Origin of the sequence: Xanthobacter pseudotagetidis (assembly GCF_043194795.2) — a bacterium.
Classification (GTDB): Bacteria; Pseudomonadota; Alphaproteobacteria; order Rhizobiales; family Xanthobacteraceae; genus Xanthobacter; species Xanthobacter tagetidis_A.
In genome coordinates, this window is record NZ_CM195534.1 from 2983433 (window position 1) to 3004140 (window position 20708).

Below are 20708 nucleotides of genomic sequence, written 5' to 3' on the forward strand. Positions count from 1 at the left end.
AAGGTCAGTTGCCGCTCGCCTTGGCGGCGAGCGACGTGTCGAAGTGAGCCGGGATCATGGCGCTCACGTCCTTGTTGACGATGCCCTGCTGCGCCATGAGCTTGGCCATGGCCTCCAGGCTCTTCGGCGTCGCCTGGGCGCCGTAGACGGTGAGCTCGGCCACCGCCTTCGCCACCTCGGGCTTCACGCCGGTGAACTTCTCGATCGCCTCGGCCTTGGTCGCCTCGTCCTTGGCGACGCGCGCCTCGGCGGCCTTGTAGGCCCACAGGAAGCGCTCGATCAGGTCGCGCTTCTCCTTCAGCACGTCCTTGTGAACGGTCCAGATGCCCTGCTCGCCGCCCACCGGCTGCGACATGCCGAACTCCAGCGCCTTCGGCCAGTAGGCATAGCCTTCGACGATGGGCATGGCGTTGAACGGCGACCACAGGATGGCGACGTCGATGTCGCCGCGCTTCAGGGCGATGTTGAAGTTCTGCCCGCCGCCTTGGATGCCGGAGACCTGGAGGTCGCCGTAGGGGATCTTCTCCTCCACCAGCTTCGCCACCCACTGGGTCCACACGTTGCCGCCCACGGCGGCGGCGATCTTCTTGCCCTTGAGGTCGGACCAGCTCTCGATCTTCACGCCGTCGCGCACGACGGGATAGATCTTCTCGCCGGCGACGCCCATGAGGGCGATCAGGTCCTCGTTGCCGCCGGCCAGCGCCTGCACCAGAAGCGTGCCGCCGGTCATGCCGATGTCGGCCTGCTTGGAGGAGATGGCGGTGCGGGTGTCGGCGTAGCGCTGGAACTCCACCCCCTTCATCTCGATGTTCATCTCCTTCAGGATTTCCGGCACGTAGAGCAACGGCGCGGCGAAGGAGAACTTGCCGTAGGCGACGGTGATGGTGGCCGGCTTCTCGAGCGGGCTCGGCTTCGGCCCCAATGCAAAGGCGGTATGGGGCAAAGCAAGGCTCGGCACGGCGAGCGCGGCGGCAAACAGGAATGCGCGCGCGCCCAGGGTCCTGCGGTCGATCTCGGTCATCAGCTGATCCTCTGGCTGCTTTTTTGCCCGCCGATCACTGAGCCGGAGCCGCATGTCGGGGATTGGGGTCGAGCCTAGTTCAGCTGCCTCTGCATGAACGCTGCCGAATTTTGCTATCAGTTATGCATTGCAGCATTTGTGCCAGGTCCCACCGCGGAAGGCGTTGCGGAACGGTTCCGGCGCGGAAAGGGTGCGGAGGGCGAGACCGGGCCTGCCCGCGCCGGAGGGGGGACCCCGTTCTGGCGTCAGTCCCAAGGCGCGGCGCGTCTCACGAACATGCCGGTCGGCCGCGCCCGCGGACGGATCAGATGACGCGTCCGCTCGTCAAGCGGGAGGGCGTTTCGCCGATCTAGCGCGCGAAGTACCGGAACGGGGCCTCGCCGCTGCGGCGCAGCTGTTCCACGAGCCCGACTTCCCAGGACAGGTACTTCCTCAGCTCCCGGTCCAGCGCCGCCCGGTCGGCTGCCGGGGCGCAGGCTGGTCCCGCAAGCGGCAGGCGCATTCCTGCGCCGGCCTCGATCGGAAGGCCGGAGGCGATCCAGGTCGGCGTTCCGCCGGCAAGCACCTGGAGCGGCGCCGCGGGCGCGACGGTGCGGAGCCGCAGCGCCTCGGCCCGAGCCGCAGCCGGGGTCGGCGCCGTGAGCACCACCGCATCGAAGTTCGCGACCGCGCTCCAGACGGCCTCCGGCGCGGCTCCCGCGACGGCATAAGCGCCCGGGACATGGCCGCGCTCGAACTCCGCCGGCGGCGCGACATCGAGCACGACCACGGCGAGGCTGGAGCGCAGCAGCGCCGAGAGTGCAACGGGCGAGACCCCATCGATGCCCTCCGCCCCCGCAGGCGTGCCGGACGGCTGGCGCACCAGGGGTCCATCCAGCGCGTCCGTCACCACGCCCACATCGCTCCATCCCATCTGGATGAGCCACGACGCGGTCATTGCGGCGCGGACGCCGTCGTCGTCGACCAGCGCCACGCGGGCATTCGCCACCCCGAGATGAGTGTCCGTGGCCTGCACCAACTGGCCCCCGGGCACGTTGCGGCTGCCTGCGATGTGGCCCGAGGCGAACTCGGCGGGCGAGCGCACGTCGACGAGATAGAGCGTGCGGATCGCCGCCTCGGCCTGCCAGCGCGCGAGGTGCGATCGGGAAAGCGCGCGGACCCCGAAGCGGCGCGCGACCGCGGCGGCGCCCTTGCGTGCGGCCATGCGGCCGGCGGCGCTCGTCTCCGGCGCCCGCGCGACCGCGCCGTTAACGAGGGGCAGGCCGGCGAGCTGCCAGCCGGAGGTCCCATCCTTCAAGGCCGCGACGGGGTTGGCGATGCCGGCATTGATGAGCGACTGGGCACCGATGATGGAGCGCGTCCGTCCGGCGCAGTTCACCACCACCAGCGTATGCGGGTCGGGTGCGATATCGCCGACCCGCAGCACCAGTTCCTCTCCGGGAACGCTGATCGCGGCGGGGATGCTCATGGCGCGGTACTCGTCAAACGTGCGGGCATCGAGCACCCTCACGTCGCGGCCCGAGGCGACGAGGTCGCGCAGTGCCTGCGGCGTGATGGCCGGCGTCCGGTAGGTCAGCGCGACGAACTCGCCGAACGCCTTGCTCGGCACGTGGGCGCCGGAGAACACCTCGCCGCCGGCCCGACGCCAGGCGGCAAGGCCGCCGTCCAGCGACAGAACGTTGGTGTAGCCGAGCTCCAGGAGGCGCCGCGCGGCATCCGCCGCCCGCCCGCCGTCGTCCGGGCCGCCGTCCATGGTCACCACGAGCACGCGCCGGCGGGGCACCAGAGTTTCCACCCGGGACGCGATGCGGCCGAGCGGCAGGTTGCGCGCAAGGAAGAGGTGGCCCTCCAGGAACGCGCCTTCCTCGCGCACGTCGAGGAGCGCAATCTCCGATCCGCCGCGCAGGATGGAGCGCAGGTCCTCCGGCGCGATGGTGCCGGACGGCCGCGCGGGCCTTGGGCCAGGGGAAGGGGAAGGGGAAGGGGAAGGCGCGCTCACGTCGTGCCTCGCTCAGTCCTCGTCAGGGAGATCGACGCCGGGATAGTCCCGCTTCACGCCCTCCGGCGTCATGTAGCCGTCCTTCAGATCCTCGCGGATCCGCTCCGGATCGCGCGCGGCAGGATCGCCGTAGCCGCCGGCGCCGGAGAGGCGGAAGCTCACCACGTCTCCCTTCTTCAGCCAGCGCGTTTCCTTCGACTGGAGCGGGGTCTCGATGCCCTCGCGGATGAGCATGGTGGTGGCGAGACCGCCGGGCTTGCCGCCGTGGATGCCGTACGGCCGGTTGATGTGCCGGTCGCCGAGCAGGGTGACGAGGGCGCGGGAGTTGACGATCTCGATGTCCTTGCGCATGGCGCAGCCGCCCCTGTACGTGCCGGGGCCGGACGAGTCGGCGATGAAGCCGAGATGGTGGAACAGCACCGGGCTGTTGGCCTCCAGGATCTCCAGCGGGATGTTGGAGCAGTTCATCACCGGCGACATGGCCTCGCAGCCGTCCTTGTAGGAGAGCGCTCCGAGCCCGCCGAAGATCAGGTCGTACTGGAGGAACTGGCGCCCCGTGCGGTCGTCGATGCCGGAGATGTTGGGGTTGGACCAGTGGGCGTGGGCGCCCATGGTCTTTCCCGGCAGCACCTTGGCGAGCGCGCCGTTGGTGGCCTCGAAGATGCGGATCTGCACCGCCGCGCGCCCGCCGCTCGGCGCCGGATAGACCGGGTTGAAGAACGAGCCCTCCCGCGCCATGACCTTGATCGGCCGCGAGGCGCCGTCGTTCTGCGGCAGGAGGGCATCCATCAGCACCTTGGCGGCGAACGTGCTGTAGGCCGTGGTATAGTTGATGTAGGAGTTGATGCCCGCCTGGACCTGGTCGCCGGAGCCGGAGAAGTCGATCTCCATGCCGTCGCCCTTGATCCGGATCTCCACATGCACGCGGATAGGCGGCGAGCCGGGGCCGCAATCGTCGAGCCAGTCCTCGAACTCGTAGGCGCCGTCCGGCAGCGCGGCGATGATCTCGCGCATGCGCGCCTCGGACTTGGCGAGGATCTCCTCCACCGCCGCCTCGACCACTTCCGCGCCATAGCTCTCGTGGACTTCGAGCAGCCGCTGGGCCCCCACGTAATTGGCGTTGCGCTGGGCCTTCAGGTCGCCCATCAGCTTCTCGGGCACGCGCACGTTGCCGCAGATGATGCGCAGGATGTCGGCGTCGAACTCGCCCTGGCGGATCACCTTCACCGGCAGGATGCGCAGCCCCTCCTGCACCGCGGAGGTGACGCCCGCCACCTCCTGCGAGCCGGGCGCATAGCCGCCCACGTCCACGTGGTGGGCGATGGAGACCGAGTAGCCGATGATCTCGTAGCCCTTGAAGATCGGGGTGACGAGGAAGATGTCCGGGAAGTGCCCGGAGCCGATGAAGCTGTCGTTGGACAGCATGGCGTCGCCGGGCCTCAGCGTGTCCGGCGGGAACAGCTTCAGCATGGTCTGGACCACCGAGGGCATCGCCCCGGTGTGGCCGGGGGTGAAATTGCCCTGCGCGATCAGGCGCGCCTTGGCGTCGAACAGCCCGGTGGAGAAGTCGTCGCCCTCGCGCACCGCGTCCGAGAAGGCGGTACGGCGCAGTGTCGATCCCATCTCCTCGGTGATGGCGAGAAGCCGGTTCCAGAACACCGAGAGGGTGACGGCGTCGATCTTCTTCCCGTTGCCCACGGGTGCGGGGCGTGCCACGGCCTGGTCCATGCTCAGCTCCGCTTGTCGATGGTGACCACGAGGTGGCCGGAGGGGGAGAGCGCGACGCTGTCGCCGGGCAGCACGACGGTGGTGGATTCGCCTTCCTCCACCACGGCCGGGCCCGCGAACCGGTCACCCGGCACCATGGCATACCGGTCAATGACCTTGGCCTCGACGAAGCCAGCCGCCTCGGGGAGGTAGATGGGCCGCGCCCCGGTCACGGCGGGACCGGACGATGCCGGCACATAGGCCGTTGCATCGCCGGCTTCCGCACGGCTCGGCGCGGTGGCGGTGACGAGCCAGTCCACGCCCTCGATCTGCGCCTCGTCGTCGATGTAGCCGTAGACCTGCTGGTAGACCGCCTGGAAGGCGGCGCGGGCCGCCGTGACATAGGCCGCTGGGTCTGCGGCATCGCCCTGAAGGTCCACCTTGATCTCGAACCCCTGGCCCACATGGCGCATGTAGGCTTGCCGCCGCCAGCGCACCCCTTCCGTCTCGCCGAGGCGCGCCAGCTCTGTCCGCGCGTCCGCTTCCAGCTGCGCGAAGATGGCCTCGACCTGCGGCACGTTCTCGGGGCTGAGCGCGAGGATGCGCGTCAGCGAGGTGTCGACCCGGTGGTCGGCGTTCAGCAGGCCGATGGCCGAGCCGACGCCCGCGCCGATGGGCACGATGACCTTCGGAATGCGCAGGGCGCGGGCGAGCCGCGCCGCATGCAGCGGGCCGGCGCCGCCGAACGCCACCAGAACATGGAGGCGCGGATCGCGCCCGCGTTCCACGGAGATGACGCGCATGGCGGTCTCCATGTTGGAATTGGCCACCGCATGGATGCCCCAGGCCGCTTCCTCCACTGAGAGGCCCAGCGGCGCCGCGATCTCGCGGTCGATGCCCGCGCGCGCGCCGGCGACGTCCAGCACCATGGCGCCGGCATTGAAGCGCGCCGGGTTCAGGTAGCCGAGCACGAGGTTGGCGTCGGTGACGGTCGGCTTCTCGCCGCCGCGCTGGTAGCAGATCGGGCCGGGATAGGCGCCCGCGCTCTTGGGGCCGACGCGGATCAGCCCCGCCTCGGTGGAGGCGATGCTGCCGCCTCCGGAGCCGATCTCCAAAAGCTCGATGGCCTGGATGTTCAGCGGCAGCCCGGAGAACTTGCGGAAGTGTCGCGCGTCCACCTCGAAGCCGGGGGCGATGACGGGCTCGCCATCGTCCACCGCCCCGAGCTTGGCCGTGGTGCCGCCCATGTCGAAGGTGAGCACATGGCGCACGCCCTCGTCGAGGCCGACCCGCGCCGCCATGAGCACGCCCGCCGCCGGCCCGGACTCGACGATGCGCACCGGGAATTCGGACGCCAGCTCCGGCGTCACCAGGCCGCCGTTGGACTGCATGATGTGCATGTCGGTGGGCAGCGTGCGGGAGGCGAGGGCACGCTGGAGCGCGCCGATATAATCGGCGACGATGGGCTTCACGTAAGCGTTGGCGACCGTGGTGCTGGTGCGCTCATACTCGCGGATCTTGGCCGACACGTCCGAGGAAAGGCTCACGGAAAGCTGCGGCGCGATCTCAAGGATGCGATCGCGCACCGCCCGCTCATGGGCCGGGTTAGCGTAGGCATGCAGCAGCGCCACCGCCACCGTCTCGATGCCGGAGGCAAGGAACGCGGCGACGCAGCGGTCGACGCTGTCGAGGTCGAGCGGCGTCAGCACCTCGCCCTCGTAGGACACGCGCTCCACCACCTCGGCGATGTGGCGGCGGCGGGTGAGCGGCTCGGGCTTGTCGAGATAGAGGTCGTAGGTGTTGTAGCGCTTCTGGCGGCCGATCAGCAGGATGTCGCGGAAGCCCGCAGTGGTGATGAGGCCGGTGAGGCTGCCCTTGCGCTCCAGGATCGCGTTGGTGGCGATGGTGGTGGCATGGAGCAGCCCGCCCACATCGCCGGCGCTGCGGCCGAGCCGCTCCAGCACCTGGTCGAGGCCCGAGGCCACGCCTTCCGCGGGGCGGCCGGTGCTGGTCGGCACCTTCAGGAAGGTCATTTTCCGGCTGGCCTCATCCTCCACCACGATGTCGGTGAAGGTGCCGCCGATGTCGAATCCGATGGTAATCATTTACGCCGATCCCGAAATGGCCGAGCGGTGAGCAAAGCAAGTCTCATGCAAGCGCCACCCACACGGACTTCGACTGCATGAACTCCCTGATGGCGAGGGCACCGCTTTCGCGGCCGACGCCCGACTGCTTGTAGCCGCCCACCGGCACCTGCGGCGCGTTGCGGCGATAGGTGTTGATCCACACCGTGCCGGCCTGGAGCCGCGCCGCCACCCGGTGGGCGCGGGCGAGGTCGCGCGTCCAGAGCGCGGCTGCGAGGCCGAAGGGGATGTCGTTGGCGATGGCCACCGCCTCGTCCTCGCTCTCGAACGGGATGATCGAGAGCACTGGGCCGAACACCTCCTCCTGGGCGATGCGCATGGAGTTGCGCACGTTCTTGAAGATGGTGGGCGCGATGAACAGGCCATCGCCGAGGCCCGCACCGGTCGCCTGCGCGCCGCCGGTGACGAGCTCGGCACCTTCGCTCTTGGCGACCGCGATATAGTCCAGGATCTTGTCGAACTGGGGCCGGGTCGCCACCGGGCCGATCTCGGTCGTCTCGTCGCACGGATCGCCCAGGCGGCGGGCCTCGGCGAGGGCGGCGATGCGGCGGGTCAGCTCCTCCGCGATCGATGCGTGAGCCAGCAGCCGCGAGCCGGCGATGCAGGTCTGGCCGGTGGAGCCGAACACGCCGGCTGCCGCGCCTTCCGCCGCCTTGTCGAGATCGGCGTCGGCGAAGACGATGTTGGGCGACTTGCCGCCCAGCTCCAGCGTCACGGTCTTGAGGTCTCCCGCGGCCGTGAGATAGGCTTTGCGGCCGGATTCCGTGCCGCCGGTCAGCGACACCTTGGCGACCTTGGGATGCGCCGCGAGCGCCGCGCCCACCTCGGCGCCGAGCCCGGTGATGACGTTCACGACACCGGCGGGAAAGCCCGCCTCGGCGACGAGGTCCATGAAGTCGAGCGTGGAGGTGGAGGTAAATTCGGACGGCTTCACCACCACCGTGTTGCCCGCTGCCAGCGCCGGCCCGAGCTTCAGCGAGAGCAGGCGCAGCGGCGAGTTCCAGGGCGTGATGGCGGCGATGACGCCGAGCGGCTCCAGGCGCGTGTAGACAAGGTACTGGCTGTCGTCGACCGGGATGGCGGCGCCCTCGATCTTGTCGGCGAGGCCGCCATAATAGCGGTAGACCGCCGCCACGCCCTTCACCTGCGCGCGGACCTCGACGATGGACTTGCCGTTGTCGCGGATCTCGGCCTGGGCGAGACGCTCGAAGTCCCGCTCCACGAGGTCCGCGAGCTTCAGGAGCAGATGCCCGCGTTGGGCCGGGGTGAGGCGCGGCCAGGAGCCGGAGCGGAACGCGGTGTCGGCGGCGGCGACCGCCGCCTCCACGTCAAGGGGACCGCCGCGGGCCACCCGCGCCCAGGGCCTGCCGGTGTATGGGTTTTCGGTCTCGAACCAGGCGCCATCCGCGGCGGCGCGGCGCTCGCCGGCGACCACCATGGGGTATTCGGGAAGAGCAGGGGCGGGGATCGTTTCCGGCTGCGGGGCGCCGAGAGGTGCGTTTCTCATGGGGCGAAAAGCTAGTCGCCTTCCGGCGCCGCCCTGACTGCCGTTTGGAGATAACAGCTATACCGGGTGCTCCGCCGGCCGCGCAGTGGCGTCGCGGCGGCATGCAAATTGCTTCGGCCTGCTGGGGTGCCAGCTAAGCGAAGGATATTGTGGCATGGAGATTCGCCAGCTGCGCTATTTCATGACCGTGGCCGAGTTGAAGAGCTTCAGCCGCGCGTCGTCGGTCGCCCACATTGCCCAGCCGGCGCTGAGCCGCCAGATCCGCAAGCTGGAGGAGGAACTGGGCGTGCCGCTGTTCGACCGCGACGGCCGGGGCGTGACGCTGAACCCGGCCGGGCAGGAATTCTACAGCCGCATCAGCACGTTGATGCAGGATCTCTACCAGGTGAAGGCGGACGTCCAGGCGAGCAAGAAGGTGCCGCTGGGCGAGGTGACGCTGGCCGTTCCCCAGCAGCTCGGCTCGCGCTTCATCGCCAATGTGGTGACCAAATTCAGGGCACAGTATTCGCGCGCAAATCTCAAGGTGGTCGATGGTTGGAGCTCGCAGATCTGCGAATGGCTAGAATTTGGTCGCGTGGATGTCGGCATCGTGTGCGATCCGAAAGAACGCGGCGAGTTGCGCTCCCAGCAAGTCTTCCTTGAGGAGTTGTATCTGGTGGGCGCGGCGGGCGATCCACTGGTCTCGCAGAAGGATTGTCCCTTCGACCACGTCGCGGGCCTGCCGCTGATCATGCCGGACCGCCCGAGCCGCCTGCGCGACCGGGTGGAGGCCGAGGCGCTCAAGCGCGATCTGAACATCGCGGTGGAGGTGGAGCTCGATTCCATCGGCGCCATCAAGGAGCTGGTGCGCAGCGGTCACGGCTATTCCATCATGTCGCTGACCGCCGTGAGCCAGGAGATCGAGCGCGGCGAGCTGTCCGCCGCGCGCATCGTGCAGCCGTTCATCAGCCGGCCGGTGGTGATCGCCATCTCGCCCAAGGCCAGCCTGTCGCTGCTGTCGAAGAAGCTCATCGAGCTGCTCAACAGCGAGCTTGAGGCGCATATGCGCGATACACGCTGGAGCGGGCAGGGGGACGAGCGCAACCTCGCTCCTCCGGTGGCGCCGGCGGCGCCGCGACGCATGGCGGCCGCGCTCGACGGCGCGTAGGCGCGGCTCTAGTAGGCGCGGCTCCATCGGCGCGGCGGCGTCGGCACAGGCTCACGGCCGGACATTTGTCCCGAAGGCTGCGTCCCGCCGCCGGCGCGGCACCGGCCTTTTGCGCTCCATTGGCCGCGCGGCCACGGGCATAGCTGTTAGCGCAATTCGCAATTAGCCCTCCACGACCGCTTGTCTAGGCTCCCCCGCAATCCGTTCCGCTGCGCGCGGAACCGAAGCGGGTGTCCGGAAGCGGGGCGGCCCTTCGCGCACATCGACACCGTTTCCAAACCGGCCGCCGGCGCGGGCGGCCGTCAGATCGAGGGCGTTATGAGCGTGCTCCAGAATGACCAGGGCCAGAGCATCGACGAGCTGAAGAACTACCTCGTCGTCAACCAGAACATCATGCCCGCCATCGAGAAGGGCTCCGGCGCCGAGGTGATCGACGAGGACGGCAAGAGCTTCATCGATCTGGAGGCGGGGCCGGGCGTGTCCTCCGTCGGCCATGCCCATCCCGACATCGTCGCCGCCATCCGCGATCAGCTCGACCGCATCGTCCATATCCCCGGCCGGTATCATTCGCGCCGTACGCTGGAGCTGGCGAAGGACATCTGCGAATACGCCGGCAATGGGATGAAGCGCGTCTTCTTCGCCAACAGCGGTGCGGAATCCGCCGACGGCGCCATCAAGATCGGCCTCAAGCACGCGGTCAACCGGGGCAAGAAGGGCTTCGGCATCCTCGCCATCCAGCACGGCTTCCACGGGCGCACCTCGCTGCCGCTGGCGCTCACCGGCATCGCCAAGCAGAAGCGTGGCATGGGGCCCTACGGCACCTTTCCCGGCATCACCCACGTTCCCGCGCCCTATTGCTACCGCTGCCCGCTGAAGCTGAATGCCGCCACCTGCGGCGTGAAGTGCGCGGAGGCGGTGGAGACCGCGATCCAGACCTCCGTGGCGGGCGAGCCGGCGATCATGATCGGCGAGCCGGTGCTCGGCGTCGGCGGCGCCATCGTGCCGCCGACGGAATACTGGCCTAAGGTCGAGGAGATCCTGAAGCGCTATGACGTGACCCTCATCCATGACGAGGTGTTCACCGGCTTCGGCCGCACCGGCAAGCCCTTCGCCTTCCATCATTTCGGCACCAGCCCGGACGTGGTGACCTTCGCCAAGGCGATCGGCGGCGGCGTGCCGCTCGGCGGCTTCATCGCCACCGAGGAGCTGGGCACCGCCTTCGAGCCGGCGGACCATTTCACCACCTACGGCGCCAAGAACATGCTGGGCATGGCCTCCGGCCAGGCGGTGATGAACGTGCTGCGCAAGGAGAACCTCGCCGAGCGCGCGAAGGCGGCCGGCGCCCAGTTCCTGGAGGGCCTGCGCGCCTTCAAGAAGAAGTTCCCCATCCTCGGCGATGCGCGCGGCCTCGGCCTGATGATCGGCATGGAGATCGTCGCCGACGACAATCGCACGCCGGCCCCCAAGCTCGCCAAGCAGCTGGAGGCCGAGGCGCTGAAGAACGGCGTCCTCATCTCCACCACGGGGGTCTTCGGCAACACGCTGCGGGTCACGCCGCCGCTCGTCATCACGCCGCAGCAGGTGGACCAGGCGCTCGACCGCCTCGGCCGTGCCCTCGCCACCGTGAACGAAAGCCACGCACCGGGCTGATGTCCGCAAGTCGTGATGGGAGGAAATTCTAGCTGTTATTCCCAAACAGCAGTCAGAGAAGCTGAGATGACGCGTAGAATTCTTGGCTTCTCCACTTGGGTTTTCGACTTCAACTGGAAGAGGCGCGAGGCCGCGTGACCCTAGCCACCGACACCGCCGCGCCGCCACAGGCGAGCGAAGCACCATCGCCCGGCGCCATTGTTTTCCGCAACGTGCGCAAGGCCTTCCAGTCGCGTGGCGGAGCCGAGAGCGAGGTGCTGTCGAACCTGAACCTCGCCATCGCGGAGGGGGAGTTCTTCTGCCTCGTGGGGCCGAGCGGCTGCGGCAAGACCACGGCGCTCGGCATGGTGGCGGGGTTCGAGACCACCTCCGGCGGCACGCTGTCCATCTTCGGCGCGCCGGCCGCCGGGCCGGGACCGGACCGCGGCGTGGTGTTCCAGGGTGACGACAGCCTGTTCACCTGGCTCACCGCGCAGCAGAATGTCGAGTTCGGCCTGCGCATGCAGGGCATGCCGGCCGAGGCGCGGCGCCAGCGGGCGCGCGCCATGCTGGCCCTCGTGGGCCTCGCCGGCCAGGAGGACAAGTTTCCCGCCGAGCTTTCCGGCGGCATGAAGCAGCGGGTGCAGATCGCCCGCGTGTTCGTGACCAAGCCGCGCATCCTGCTCATGGACGAGCCGTTCGGCGCGCTCGACGCGCAGAACCGCCTGCTGCTGCAGGAGAGCCTGCGCGACATCTGGCGGCGCACCAAGACCACGGCGCTGTTCATCACCCATGACGTGGAGGAGGCGATCATGCTCGGCACCCGGGTGGGCGTCATGCGCGCGGGACCGCGCTCCAACCTGAAGGCCATCGTCGAGATCGACCTGCCGGAGGTGCGCGAGCGCACCAGCCCCGCCTTCACCGAATATTACCGCCAGCTCCACGGGCTGCTGCGCGACGAGATCCACGCCCCCGCGCCCGCAGGCGCGTCGTGAGCGCCATGGACACCGCCGGCGAGCGCCCGTCGGGGCGGGCTCCCATCGATGCCGCGCCATCGCGCCCCACCCAAGCCCGCCGGCGCCTTGCCCTCGGCACGCCGCTTCTGACCCTCGCCGGCTTCGCGCTGCTTATCGGCGCCTGGCACGTGGCCTCGGTCTACCTGGTGCGCTCGGTGCTGTTCCCGCCGCCTTTGCCGGTGTTCCGGCGCGCCTGCGAAATGCTGGTGGAGGGTGATCTCCTCTCCGAGATCGCCGCCAGCCTCGGGCGCATCCTCGTGGGCTTCCTTCTCGGCTCGCTGGTGGGTGCGGCGCTCGGGCTGCTGGTGGGCTCGTCGCGGCTGATGCGCGTTCTGCTCGACCCGATGCTGGAGACGCTGCGCTTCATCCCGGCGGTGGCGATGATCACGGTGGCGGTGATCTGGTTCGGCATCGGCGAGGAATCGAAGGTCTTCATCATCTTCTACGCCACGGTGTTCATCGTCCTCATCACCACGGCGGCTGGTGTCGCCGGCATCTCCAAGAACAAGATCCGCGCTGCCAAGACGCTGGGCGCGGGCCCGGTGCAGACCTTCGCGTTCGTCATCCTGCCCGCCACCGTGCCGATGATCCTCACCGGCATGCGCGTCGCCATGTCGAACGCCTTCACCGCCATCGTCGCCGCCGAGATGGTGTCCGCCAACAACGGCATCGGGTCACTCATCTGGAAGGCGCGGCTCTACATGCTGATCGACGACATCTTCGTCGCGCTCATGGTGCTCGCCGCGCTCGGCTTCCTGATGGACCGGCTGTTCCGCTGGGCGATCTCCACCTTCGCGGGCCGCTACTCGCCGCAGATATAATCACAGGGGAACACAGCCATGTCGTTGACGAGACGGAACTTCCTGGCCGCCGGCGCGGCCCTGCCGCTGATCACCCAGATCGGGCTCGGCTCGACCATCGCCAAGGCGGCGCCGGCCATGCGCATCGCCACCGGCGTCGATCCGGGGTTCGCGCCCTTCTACCTGCTCAGCCAGACCGACATCATGAAGAAGCGCGGCGTCGAGCTGGAGCTGACCACCGGTCCCTCGGGCGGCGCGACCGTGCCGTTCGTCATCGGCGGTCAGGCCAACGCGGCCATGGCCTCCTCGCTGCCGGGCATCCGCACCCATCTGGTCAGCCCCAAGGTGGTCTGCGTCGCCCAGATGATCTCCTACGACCGCTTCTTCGGCATCGTCTCGGTGAAGGAGGTGGGGTCGCTGAAAGATCTCGCCGGCAAGAAGATCGGTGTCGAGACCGGGTCGGCAAGCGAGCTCATGTGGCGCCGGGCGCTGGAGCACCACAAGCTCGATGCCAAGGACTTCACGTCCGGGATCGTCCCCATCGAGCCGCCGGAGATGATCGCGGCGCTGGAGCGCGGCCAGATCGACGCCTTCTCCTGCTGGGAGCCCTGGCTGACCCGCGCGGTGCAGAAGCTGCCGAACGCGAAGATACTTCTCACCAATGAGGACATCTTCCAGGACGTGGGCTACGTCTACATGAACCGCGACTGGATCGAGGCCAACAAGAAGGAAAGCCTCGCCTTCATGGGCGGCCTGCACGACGCCTACCTGATGATCAGGAACGACCCCGACAAGGTGCTCAAGGTGATCGTCGACTATCTCAAGCTGCCCGAGCCGCTGGTGAAGGAGCTGCTCACCAAGGTGACGTTCTCCTACAAGCTCGACCAGCAGTCCTACAACCAGTCGAAGGCGGTGGTGGACGCCATGCTGGCGGACGGGCGGCTGAAGAAGCCGTTCGACTACAAGGCCTGGTTCTATCCCGAGCTGATGGCCCAGGTGGACCCCAAGGCGGTTTCCCTGCCGGCGAACATGTGACCGGCGATGGAGATCGCGGTCCATATGGAGAAGGTCGGCCGGCTCGAGGATCTCCTCGGCCGGCTCGATCCGCAGGATGACTTCGAGCTCTACATGTGGACCTGCATGACCGCGGGAACGCAGGCGCTCAACGCCGCCATGCACGCCTTGGGGGTGACCGAGCCCGGCCGCCTCTACCCGCACCAGATTCCCGGCATCTACGTGGAGCCGGAGCCGGTGGACGGCCGGTGGCGCCTCGTCATGGCGGCGCCGGGCGACGTGATCCATCTCGGCCTGCCGCCGGTGGCGCGGCCGGTCCCCGCGGTGCTGGAGGAGGCGAGCGGTTACCTCACCGCCATCGAGGACCTGCGCGAGGTCTATGTGCGCGGCGGCGAGGCGATCATGCCCGACGTGGTCGCCTTGTGCCAAGCGGCCTACGGCGACCTCATGGCGATCCTGAAGCCCCTCATCCCCAACCACGCCGCATCCGGGGGAGGCGCCCCATGACGCCCGAAGCCCATCTGGCGAAGGCCGCGCGCATCGAGCGCTCGCTCGCGCGCCTTGAGCCCCGCGACTACGAGATCCGGATCGACGGCGCCATGCTGGCCGCGAACCACTACGTCAACCGGGCGCTCCACATCCTCGGCCTCAGGAGCGAGGACGCGGACATCGTCCACACCGAGTACCTGGTCGCCATCGACCTCACCCGGTTCAGGCTCATGGCCCCGAAGCTGCTGGAGGCGCTCGAGGGCATCGAGCGGCTGCGCGCGCCGTTCGTGCGCGGCGGCGCGCCCGGAGGCTTCGCGGCGGGCGAGGCGGCGCTCGGCCTGCTGGCGCAGGCCAAGGCGGCCTCGGGCGACGTCAGGGCTCCCGATCTGGTGATCGCCGACTACACTGCGGCCCGCAGATAGACCGCAGGAGCCTGCCCGATGGATGCCATCCTTCCGCCGAAGGCGCCGCCCCCGCCCGAGGCGGCCGCAGACCTCGTCGCCGCCTCCGCGCGCGCCGCCGCGCTGATCGCCGCCGGCGCGGCGCGGCGCGATCTCGACCGCGTCATCCCCCATGCGGAGGTGGACATCGTGCGGGCCCACGCGCTTCAGGCGGCGCGGGTTCCGGCCGCACTTGGCGGCCCCGGCGCCGGCTTCCGGGACCTCGCCGCGATCATGATCAACCTCGCGGCCGCCGACCCCAACGTGGCGCAGAGCCTCCAATCGCATTTCTTCTTCATGGAGCTGCTGCGCCTCGAGGGCAGCGAGAAACACCGCACGCGGCTCTGGCGGCAGGTGATGGGCGGCGCGGTGTTCACCAATGCCATTGCCGAGCGGGGACGGAAGACACCGGCGACATTTGCCACCCGGCTCGCGCGGGAAGGGGAGGGCTGGCGCCTCGATGGCGTCAAGCACTATTGCACCGGCAGCCTCGTCGCCGATGCCATCTATGTGCTCGCCTTGGACGAGGCCGGGCGCCAGATGGTGGCGGTGGTCCCCATCAACCGGCCGGGCGTTGCGGTCCAGGACGACTGGGACGGAATGGGACAGCGCACCACAGGCAGCGGAACGGTCCGGTTCGACGGCGTTGCGGTGGCGGCCGGGGACGCCTTCGCGCTGATGCTCTGGGGTCGGCGCCGCACGCACCTTTCAGCCACGGCGCAGCTCTGCCATGCGGCGATCGATGCGGGCATCGCGCGCGGCGCCCTGGACGATGGCCTGCGCCACCTGCGTGCCATGGCGCGGGCGCCAGCCGCAGGTGCTCCGGACGTGGTGAGCGAAGATCCTTATCTGCTGCACGCCGCCGGCGAGTTCGACGTGGAGGCACGCGCCGCAGGCGCCGCGATCGCACATGCGGCAGAGGCCCTGGAGGTTGCCGCGGCGGTCGCGCCGGATGCACCCGCTTACGAGGAAGCCTGTGTTTCCGCCTCGCTTGCGGTTGCGGCGGCGAAGGCGGTCGCGACCGCCGCCGCGCTGCGCGTCAGCGAAGGCATCTTCCGGATGTTCGGCGCCTCCGCCACGGACCGCCAGCTCAATCTCGATCGGCACTGGCGCAACGCCCGCACCCATACCACCCACGACCCGGTGGCGATGAAGTACCGGGCGCTCGGCGATTTCCTCGTCAATGGGCGGCCGCCGTCCCTGACGGAGAAGATCTGATCCGCGCGCCTGCCGACCAATTGCCGGTCACCAGTTCCGGCTCCGCCTTCACCGGTCCCCTCGATATCTTCCCCGGGGCGGGTATCCGTTTCGTCCAGGTCCGCCACCAGCAGAACGCCGCGCTGATGGCGGAGGGCTAAGCCCGCGCCCGCGGCCGGCCAAGCGTGTGCATCGGCCAGAACGGCCCCGGCGTCACCAACCCCGTGACGGGAGTCGCCGGCGCGTTCCTCAATCACGCGCCGATGGTGGTCATCACCCCGGCGGTGACCAGATCACCGGTATGAATCCCGCTGGCGGAAGGGGTGGGATTCGAACCCACGGTGGCGTTGCCACCACGGCGGTTTTCAAGACCGCTGCCTTAAACCACTCGGCCACCCTTCCGCATTTCCGCGCCCGCTGCGCGCGGGCATCGGCTGCACGCTCTTACCCCATGGCCTCCCCTGGCGTCGAGGCACGTCGGACCGCGATCGGCGCGGGGAGGGCGGCTGATCGCACAGAAAGACGCGGATCGTCGCGCACTTTCCAAGCCGCCGATGGCGTCGCGCCATGGGACCCGCCATCCTCACCTATATCTCGATACCGTGTTCCGTTAGGGCGCTGTTCACCATATTCCCCTTAATGCCGCATTTTCGCCGACTTTGACCCGCCCTTTGACCGGATCGGCGGAGCATCCGCCTCGGACCTTACGCATTCGCGCGCTGTTGCTACCGCGCGCCGGCACGGATGAGGGGCAGGCATGGAGCTGACGTCGGACCGCCAGGCACCGGGCCGCGCCCCGTCGGGCGGCGGCAGGTGGCCGGGGCTGCCGCCTGCGGCGGCCCTCGTCATCGCCGGGCTGGCGCTCGCGGGCTGCAGCGTCGCCGACAAGCTGTCCACCATCGATCCCGAGCTCGGCGTCTCGGCCAGCCCCAGGGTGGTGGCGGACGGCGACCCTGTGCCGAGGGGCGGCGGCCACTACAAGATCGGCAAGCCCTACACCATCGGCGGCAAGCAGTATGTGCCGCAGGACAATCCGAACTATATCGCCGAGGGGACAGCCTCCTGGTATGGGAAGGACTTCCACGGCCGCAAGACCGCCAATGGCGAGATCTTCGACATGGACTCGGTCTCCGCCGCCCACAAGACGCTGCCGCTGCCGTCCTACGTGCGGGTCACGAACCTTTCAAACAAGCGCTCCATCATCGTGCGCGTGAACAATCGCGGCCCCTTCGTGGGCGACCGCCTGATCGATCTGTCCTACCGCACCGCCGAGCTCCTGGGCTTCCAGGGCAATGGCCTCGCCAAGGTCCGGGTGGAATATGTCGGCCGTGCCCCGCTCGACGGCTCGGACGACAAGAAGCTGGCGCTGACCCTGCGCGACGACGGCAAGCCCGCCGAGCTCAACGGCAATTCCGGCGTCATGGTCGCCTCGGCCCGATCCTTCGTGCCCGAGGTGAAGGAAGTGATGCCGCGCAGCCAGAGCGCGCCGCTGCCCCTCAGCCGGCCCTACGATCTCGGCGAATCCGCCGGCGCGCCGCGCGCCGATGCGCCGGCACCGTCCCGGTCCACCCCGTCCGGCGCCACGGTCGCCGCGGCCGGCTGGTCGCAGGGGGCGGCGCCCGTGGCGGGCCTCGGTTATGCCGGCGTGCCCGCGGATGGACGCTGACGCCTCCCGCCCGGCCGGCTGGCGCGCGCCCCCCCTGCGCCGCGCCGGGGCGCTGCTGGCCGCCGCGCTCCTCGTCTGCGCCGGCCTGACCGGCCGGACCGCCGCCGCCGAGGGCGGGTTCCAGTCCAACGCGCCGTCGGCGATCCTGGTGGACTACGAGACCGGCACCATCCTCTACGAGAAGGAGGCCGACCGGCCCATCGCCCCGGCGAGCCTTGCCAAGGTGATGACCGCCGCCGTGGTGTTCGACCGCCTGAAGTCCGGCAAGATCAAGCTCGACACGGAATTCTTCGTCAGCCCCGACGCCTGGCGCCGGGGCGGCGGCCCCTCGGGCGGGGCGGCCATGTTCGCCGAGGTGAACAAGCCGGTCTCGGTGGACAACCTGCTCACCGGCGCCTTCGCCATCTCTGGCAACGATGCGGCCCTCACCCTGGCGGAGGGCGTGGGCGGCTCGGAGAGCGTGTTCGTGCGGCTCATGAACGAGACCGCGCAGAAGATCGGCATGAAGAACACGGTGTTCCGCAACGCCACCGGCTTCGCCGACGCGGCGCAGGTGAGCACCGCGCGCGACCTCGCGACCCTCGCCCAATATGTGATCCGCACCTTCCCGGACTACTACCCGGTGTTCGCCCGGCCCGGCATCGACTGGAACAAGATCCGCCAGCGCAACCGCAATCCGTTCCTGGAAGCCGGCATCGGCGCCGACGGGCTCCAGGTCGGCTGGCTCAAGGACGTCGGCAACAACGCCCTGATCTCCGCCGTGGGCGGCGCCCACAAGCAGCGCCTCGTCGCCGTGGTGCTGGGCGCCAAGACCGAGAAGGAGCGCCTCGACGAGGGCAAGCGCCTTTTGGACTGGGGCTTCCAGTCGTTCCAGCAGCGCGCGCTGTTCTCGGGCGGCAGGGAGGTGGCGCGCGCCAAGGTGTTCGGCGGCGCGGCAAGCTCGGTCGGCCTCGCCGCCCGTGGGCCGGTCTACGTGCTCGCCTCCCGCGTCTCCACCGAGCGCGTGGTGGCGCGCGTGACTTATCGCGGGCCGCTGGTGGCGCCGGTGGCGAAGGATACCCAGGTCGGCACGCTCACCGTCTCGCGCGGCCAGGCCAAGGTGCTGGAGGTGCCGCTCTACACCATGTCGGACGTGCCCTCCGGCTCGCTGGCGCGCCGGGCGTTCGACGGCGCCATGACCCTGACCGGGGACGGCATCCGCGACGTGGTGGGCAAGGTGCTGGCGAAGCTGCACTGATGCCCCGCGGCCGCTTCATCACCTTCGAGGGCGGGGAGGGGACCGGCAAGTCCACCCAGGCCCGGCGTCTCGCCACGCACCTGCGCGCGCTCGGGCGGGAGGTGGTGGAGACGCGCGAGCCGGGCGGCTCCCCGGGCGCCGAGGCGGTGCGGCACGTGCTCCTGTCCGGCGCCGCCGAGCCACTGGGGCCGCAGGCCGAGGCGCTGCTGTTCGCCGCCGCCCGCGCCGACCATGTGGACATGCTGATCGTGCCCGCGCTCGCCGCCGGCCGCACCGTGGTCTGCGACCGCTTCATCGATTCCACGCGGGTCTACCAGGGCGCGCTCGGCGACGTTCCCGACGGTTTGCTCGACGCGCTCGAGCAGGTCGCGGCAGCAGCCGCCCGCCCCGACCTCACCTTCGTGCTGGACGTGCCGGCCGAGATCGGCCTCGCCCGCGCCGCCGGGCGCGGCGCCGTCGCCGACCGGTTCGAGAAGCAAGGCGCGGACTACCACGAGAAGATCCGCGCCGCCTTCCTGGCGCGCGCCGCCGCCGATCCCGCCCGCTGCGTGGTGGTGGACGCCTCGGGTGATGCGCATCAGGTGGCTGCCGAGATCGCGCGCCTTGCCGCCGAGCGCCTCGCTCCAGAGGCCGCGTCGTGAGCGAGGCGCCCGCCGCCGACGTGCTCGCCGACGCGCCGGCCCCGCGCGCCCAGGACCGCCTGTTCGGGCATGCCGCGCTGGAGGCGGACCTGCTGGGCGACTGGCGTGCCGGGCGGCTGCCCCACGCGCTGCTCATCGGCGGCCCGGAGGGCATCGGCAAGGCGACGCTCGCCTACCGCCTCGCCCGCACCGTTCTCGCCGGGCCGGCCGAGGCCCACGCGGCGCACGATCTCTCGCTGTCGCCAAGCCATCCGGTGTTCCGGCAGGTGGCGTCCCTGACCCATCCCGACCTCCTGGTGCTGCGGCGCGTGGCCGAGGCGGGGGAGGAGAAGGTGCCGACCCTCATTCCCGCCGAGATGGTGCGCCGGGTGCGCCCCTTCTTTGGCTCCACGGCGGCGGCCGGCGGCTGGCGGGTGTGCATCGTCGACGCGGTGGACGATCTCAACGCCTTCGGCGCCAACGCGCTGCTGAAGACGCTGGAGGAACCGCCGCCCAACGCCCTGTTCCTGCTGATCTCCCACGCGCCCGGGCGGGTGCTCCCCACCATCCGCTCGCGCACGCGCCTGGTGCGCATGCGGCCCCTCGGCGCCGAGGACGTGCTCGCCGCGCTCGACCACCTGAAGGGCGAGGTTGGCGACCTCGACGAGGCGCTGCTGCCGGCCGCCGCCCAGGCCTCCGGCGGCAGCGTGCGCCGCGCCATCGTGCTGGCGCGGGGGGAGGGGATGGAGGTGCGCGCCGCCACCCTGCGGGCCCTGGAGCAGCTGCCGAACGTCAAGTCGGAGGAACTCCATGCCCTCGGCGCGCGTCTTCAGGGGGACCGGGCCGACGGGCTCGATCTGTTCGTGGAGGCGGTGAGCGACTTCGTGGCGGAGCGCACCACCGCCGGCGCGGCGGCCGGCGACCTCGGCCGCCATCGCCTTTACCGCCTCGGCGAGGTGTGGGAGAAGGTGCGGCGCAGCGCGGCCGAGGCGGACGTGTTCAACCTCGACCGCAAGGCGCTGGTATTCCGGGTCTTCGCCGATCTCGCCGACGCCGTGCGCGCCTGACACGGACG

Annotated in this window: 17 protein-coding genes, 1 tRNA gene and 1 pseudogene; 13 read left to right on the forward strand and 6 right to left on the reverse strand. The window is 69.8% G+C overall.

The features are described from left to right. Positions 1–4: 4 nt before the first annotated feature. From V5F67_RS13630 to V5F67_RS13650, 5 genes are all read right to left on the reverse strand, one after another. Positions 5–1021, reverse strand: a complete 1017-nt coding sequence (locus V5F67_RS13630) for an ABC transporter substrate-binding protein (RefSeq protein WP_394017287.1) — start codon at positions 1019–1021, stop codon at positions 5–7. Positions 1022–1370: 349 nt separating this feature from the next. Further along, the gene (locus tag V5F67_RS13635; protein ID WP_394017285.1) at positions 1371–3020 is read right to left on the reverse strand and encodes a rhodanese-like domain-containing protein; all 1650 of its coding nucleotides are present in this window, start codon (positions 3018–3020) and stop codon (positions 1371–1373) included. 12 nt (positions 3021–3032) lie between these two features. Continuing rightward, positions 3033–4748, reverse strand: coding sequence for a hydantoinase B/oxoprolinase family protein (locus tag V5F67_RS13640; protein ID WP_394017283.1), 1716 nt, complete (start codon positions 4746–4748; stop codon positions 3033–3035). Positions 4749–4750: 2 nt separating this feature from the next. Then, entirely contained in the window at positions 4751–6832 is a 2082-nt protein-coding gene (locus tag V5F67_RS13645) for a hydantoinase/oxoprolinase family protein (RefSeq protein WP_394017282.1), read from the reverse strand. Positions 6833–6875: 43 nt separating this feature from the next. After that, the gene (locus tag V5F67_RS13650) at positions 6876–8309 is read right to left on the reverse strand and encodes an aldehyde dehydrogenase (protein ID WP_394017281.1); all 1434 of its coding nucleotides are present in this window, start codon (positions 8307–8309) and stop codon (positions 6876–6878) included. 223 nt (positions 8310–8532) lie between these two features. Between V5F67_RS13650 and V5F67_RS13655 the strand changes: the two genes are divergently transcribed. The 9 genes and pseudogenes from V5F67_RS13655 to V5F67_RS13695 all read left to right on the forward strand — a co-directional run. Beyond that, a complete protein-coding gene (locus tag V5F67_RS13655) occupies positions 8533–9525 on the forward strand; it encodes a LysR family transcriptional regulator (RefSeq protein WP_394017279.1) in 993 nt (330 codons plus the stop codon). A 318-nt stretch (positions 9526–9843) separates the two neighbouring features. Then, entirely contained in the window at positions 9844–11175 is a 1332-nt protein-coding gene (locus V5F67_RS13660) for an aspartate aminotransferase family protein (protein ID WP_394017277.1), read from the forward strand. Positions 11176–11309: 134 nt separating this feature from the next. After that, complete coding sequence (locus V5F67_RS13665) at positions 11310–12149, forward strand: ABC transporter ATP-binding protein (RefSeq protein ID WP_394017275.1); 840 nt, start codon at positions 11310–11312, stop codon at positions 12147–12149. Positions 12150–12154: 5 nt separating this feature from the next. Continuing rightward, the gene (locus V5F67_RS13670) at positions 12155–12991 is read left to right on the forward strand and encodes an ABC transporter permease (protein WP_394017808.1); all 837 of its coding nucleotides are present in this window, start codon (positions 12155–12157) and stop codon (positions 12989–12991) included. An 18-nt stretch (positions 12992–13009) separates the two neighbouring features. Further along, a complete protein-coding gene (locus V5F67_RS13675; protein ID WP_394017273.1) occupies positions 13010–14005 on the forward strand; it encodes an ABC transporter substrate-binding protein in 996 nt (331 codons plus the stop codon). 6 nt (positions 14006–14011) lie between these two features. Continuing rightward, positions 14012–14491, forward strand: a complete 480-nt coding sequence (locus V5F67_RS13680; RefSeq protein WP_394017272.1) for a hypothetical protein — start codon at positions 14012–14014, stop codon at positions 14489–14491. Next, positions 14488–14895 carry a hypothetical protein gene (locus V5F67_RS13685; protein WP_394017271.1) on the forward strand — a complete coding sequence of 136 codons (408 nt, stop codon included), beginning with the start codon at positions 14488–14490 and terminating at the stop codon, positions 14893–14895. Before V5F67_RS13680 ends, V5F67_RS13685 begins: the two co-directional genes overlap by 4 nt. An 18-nt stretch (positions 14896–14913) precedes the next feature. Then, on the forward strand, positions 14914–16131 hold the full coding sequence (locus V5F67_RS13690; protein ID WP_394017269.1) for an acyl-CoA dehydrogenase family protein: 1218 nt from the start codon (positions 14914–14916) through the stop codon (positions 16129–16131). Positions 16132–16283: 152 nt separating this feature from the next. Continuing rightward, positions 16284–16415, forward strand: a pseudogene (locus V5F67_RS13695) (thiamine pyrophosphate-binding protein); the annotation flags it as partial. A gap of 7 nt (positions 16416–16422) precedes the next feature. Here V5F67_RS13695 and V5F67_RS13700 read toward each other — a convergent pair. Then, positions 16423–16512 (reverse strand) — tRNA-Ser (locus tag V5F67_RS13700). 355 nt (positions 16513–16867) lie between these two features. Here V5F67_RS13700 and V5F67_RS13705 point away from each other — a divergent pair. Genes V5F67_RS13705 through V5F67_RS13720 form a run of 4 tightly spaced genes read left to right on the forward strand, consistent with a single transcriptional unit; the run spans position 16868 to position 20700 of the window. Then, positions 16868–17776, forward strand: a complete 909-nt coding sequence (locus tag V5F67_RS13705) for a septal ring lytic transglycosylase RlpA family protein (RefSeq protein ID WP_394017268.1) — start codon at positions 16868–16870, stop codon at positions 17774–17776. Continuing rightward, on the forward strand, positions 17766–19013 hold the full coding sequence (locus V5F67_RS13710) for a D-alanyl-D-alanine carboxypeptidase family protein (RefSeq protein ID WP_394017263.1): 1248 nt from the start codon (positions 17766–17768) through the stop codon (positions 19011–19013). Before V5F67_RS13705 ends, V5F67_RS13710 begins: the two co-directional genes overlap by 11 nt. Then, the gene (gene tmk, locus V5F67_RS13715; protein WP_394017261.1) at positions 19013–19654 is read left to right on the forward strand and encodes a dTMP kinase; all 642 of its coding nucleotides are present in this window, start codon (positions 19013–19015) and stop codon (positions 19652–19654) included. The genes V5F67_RS13710 and tmk overlap by 1 nt, the downstream gene beginning before the upstream one ends. Then, positions 19651–20700 carry a DNA polymerase III subunit delta' gene (locus V5F67_RS13720; protein ID WP_394017259.1) on the forward strand — a complete coding sequence of 350 codons (1050 nt, stop codon included), beginning with the start codon at positions 19651–19653 and terminating at the stop codon, positions 20698–20700. Before tmk ends, V5F67_RS13720 begins: the two co-directional genes overlap by 4 nt. Positions 20701–20708 lie beyond the last annotated feature (8 nt).

Coding starts and splice junctions, on each gene's coding strand:
- V5F67_RS13630 (WP_394017287.1), bottom strand. CDS start 1,021: ATGACCGAGATCGACCGCAGGACCCTGGGCGCGCGCGCATTCCTGTTT.
- V5F67_RS13640 (WP_394017283.1), bottom strand. CDS start 4,748: ATGGACCAGGCCGTGGCACGCCCCGCACCCGTGGGCAACGGGAAGAAG.
- V5F67_RS13645 (WP_394017282.1), bottom strand. CDS start 6,832: ATGATTACCATCGGATTCGACATCGGCGGCACCTTCACCGACATCGTG.
- V5F67_RS13650 (WP_394017281.1), bottom strand. CDS start 8,309: ATGGTGGTCGCCGGCGAGCGCCGCGCCGCCGCGGATGGCGCCTGGTTC.
- V5F67_RS13655 (WP_394017279.1), top strand. CDS start 8,533: ATGGAGATTCGCCAGCTGCGCTATTTCATGACCGTGGCCGAGTTGAAG.
- V5F67_RS13660 (WP_394017277.1), top strand. CDS start 9,844: ATGAGCGTGCTCCAGAATGACCAGGGCCAGAGCATCGACGAGCTGAAG.
- V5F67_RS13670 (WP_394017808.1), top strand. CDS start 12,155: ATGGACACCGCCGGCGAGCGCCCGTCGGGGCGGGCTCCCATCGATGCC.
- V5F67_RS13675 (WP_394017273.1), top strand. CDS start 13,010: ATGTCGTTGACGAGACGGAACTTCCTGGCCGCCGGCGCGGCCCTGCCG.
- V5F67_RS13680 (WP_394017272.1), top strand. CDS start 14,012: ATGGAGATCGCGGTCCATATGGAGAAGGTCGGCCGGCTCGAGGATCTC.
- V5F67_RS13685 (WP_394017271.1), top strand. CDS start 14,488: ATGACGCCCGAAGCCCATCTGGCGAAGGCCGCGCGCATCGAGCGCTCG.
- V5F67_RS13690 (WP_394017269.1), top strand. CDS start 14,914: ATGGATGCCATCCTTCCGCCGAAGGCGCCGCCCCCGCCCGAGGCGGCC.
- V5F67_RS13705 (WP_394017268.1), top strand. CDS start 16,868: ATGGAGCTGACGTCGGACCGCCAGGCACCGGGCCGCGCCCCGTCGGGC.
- V5F67_RS13710 (WP_394017263.1), top strand. CDS start 17,766: ATGGACGCTGACGCCTCCCGCCCGGCCGGCTGGCGCGCGCCCCCCCTG.
- tmk (WP_394017261.1), top strand. CDS start 19,013: ATGCCCCGCGGCCGCTTCATCACCTTCGAGGGCGGGGAGGGGACCGGC.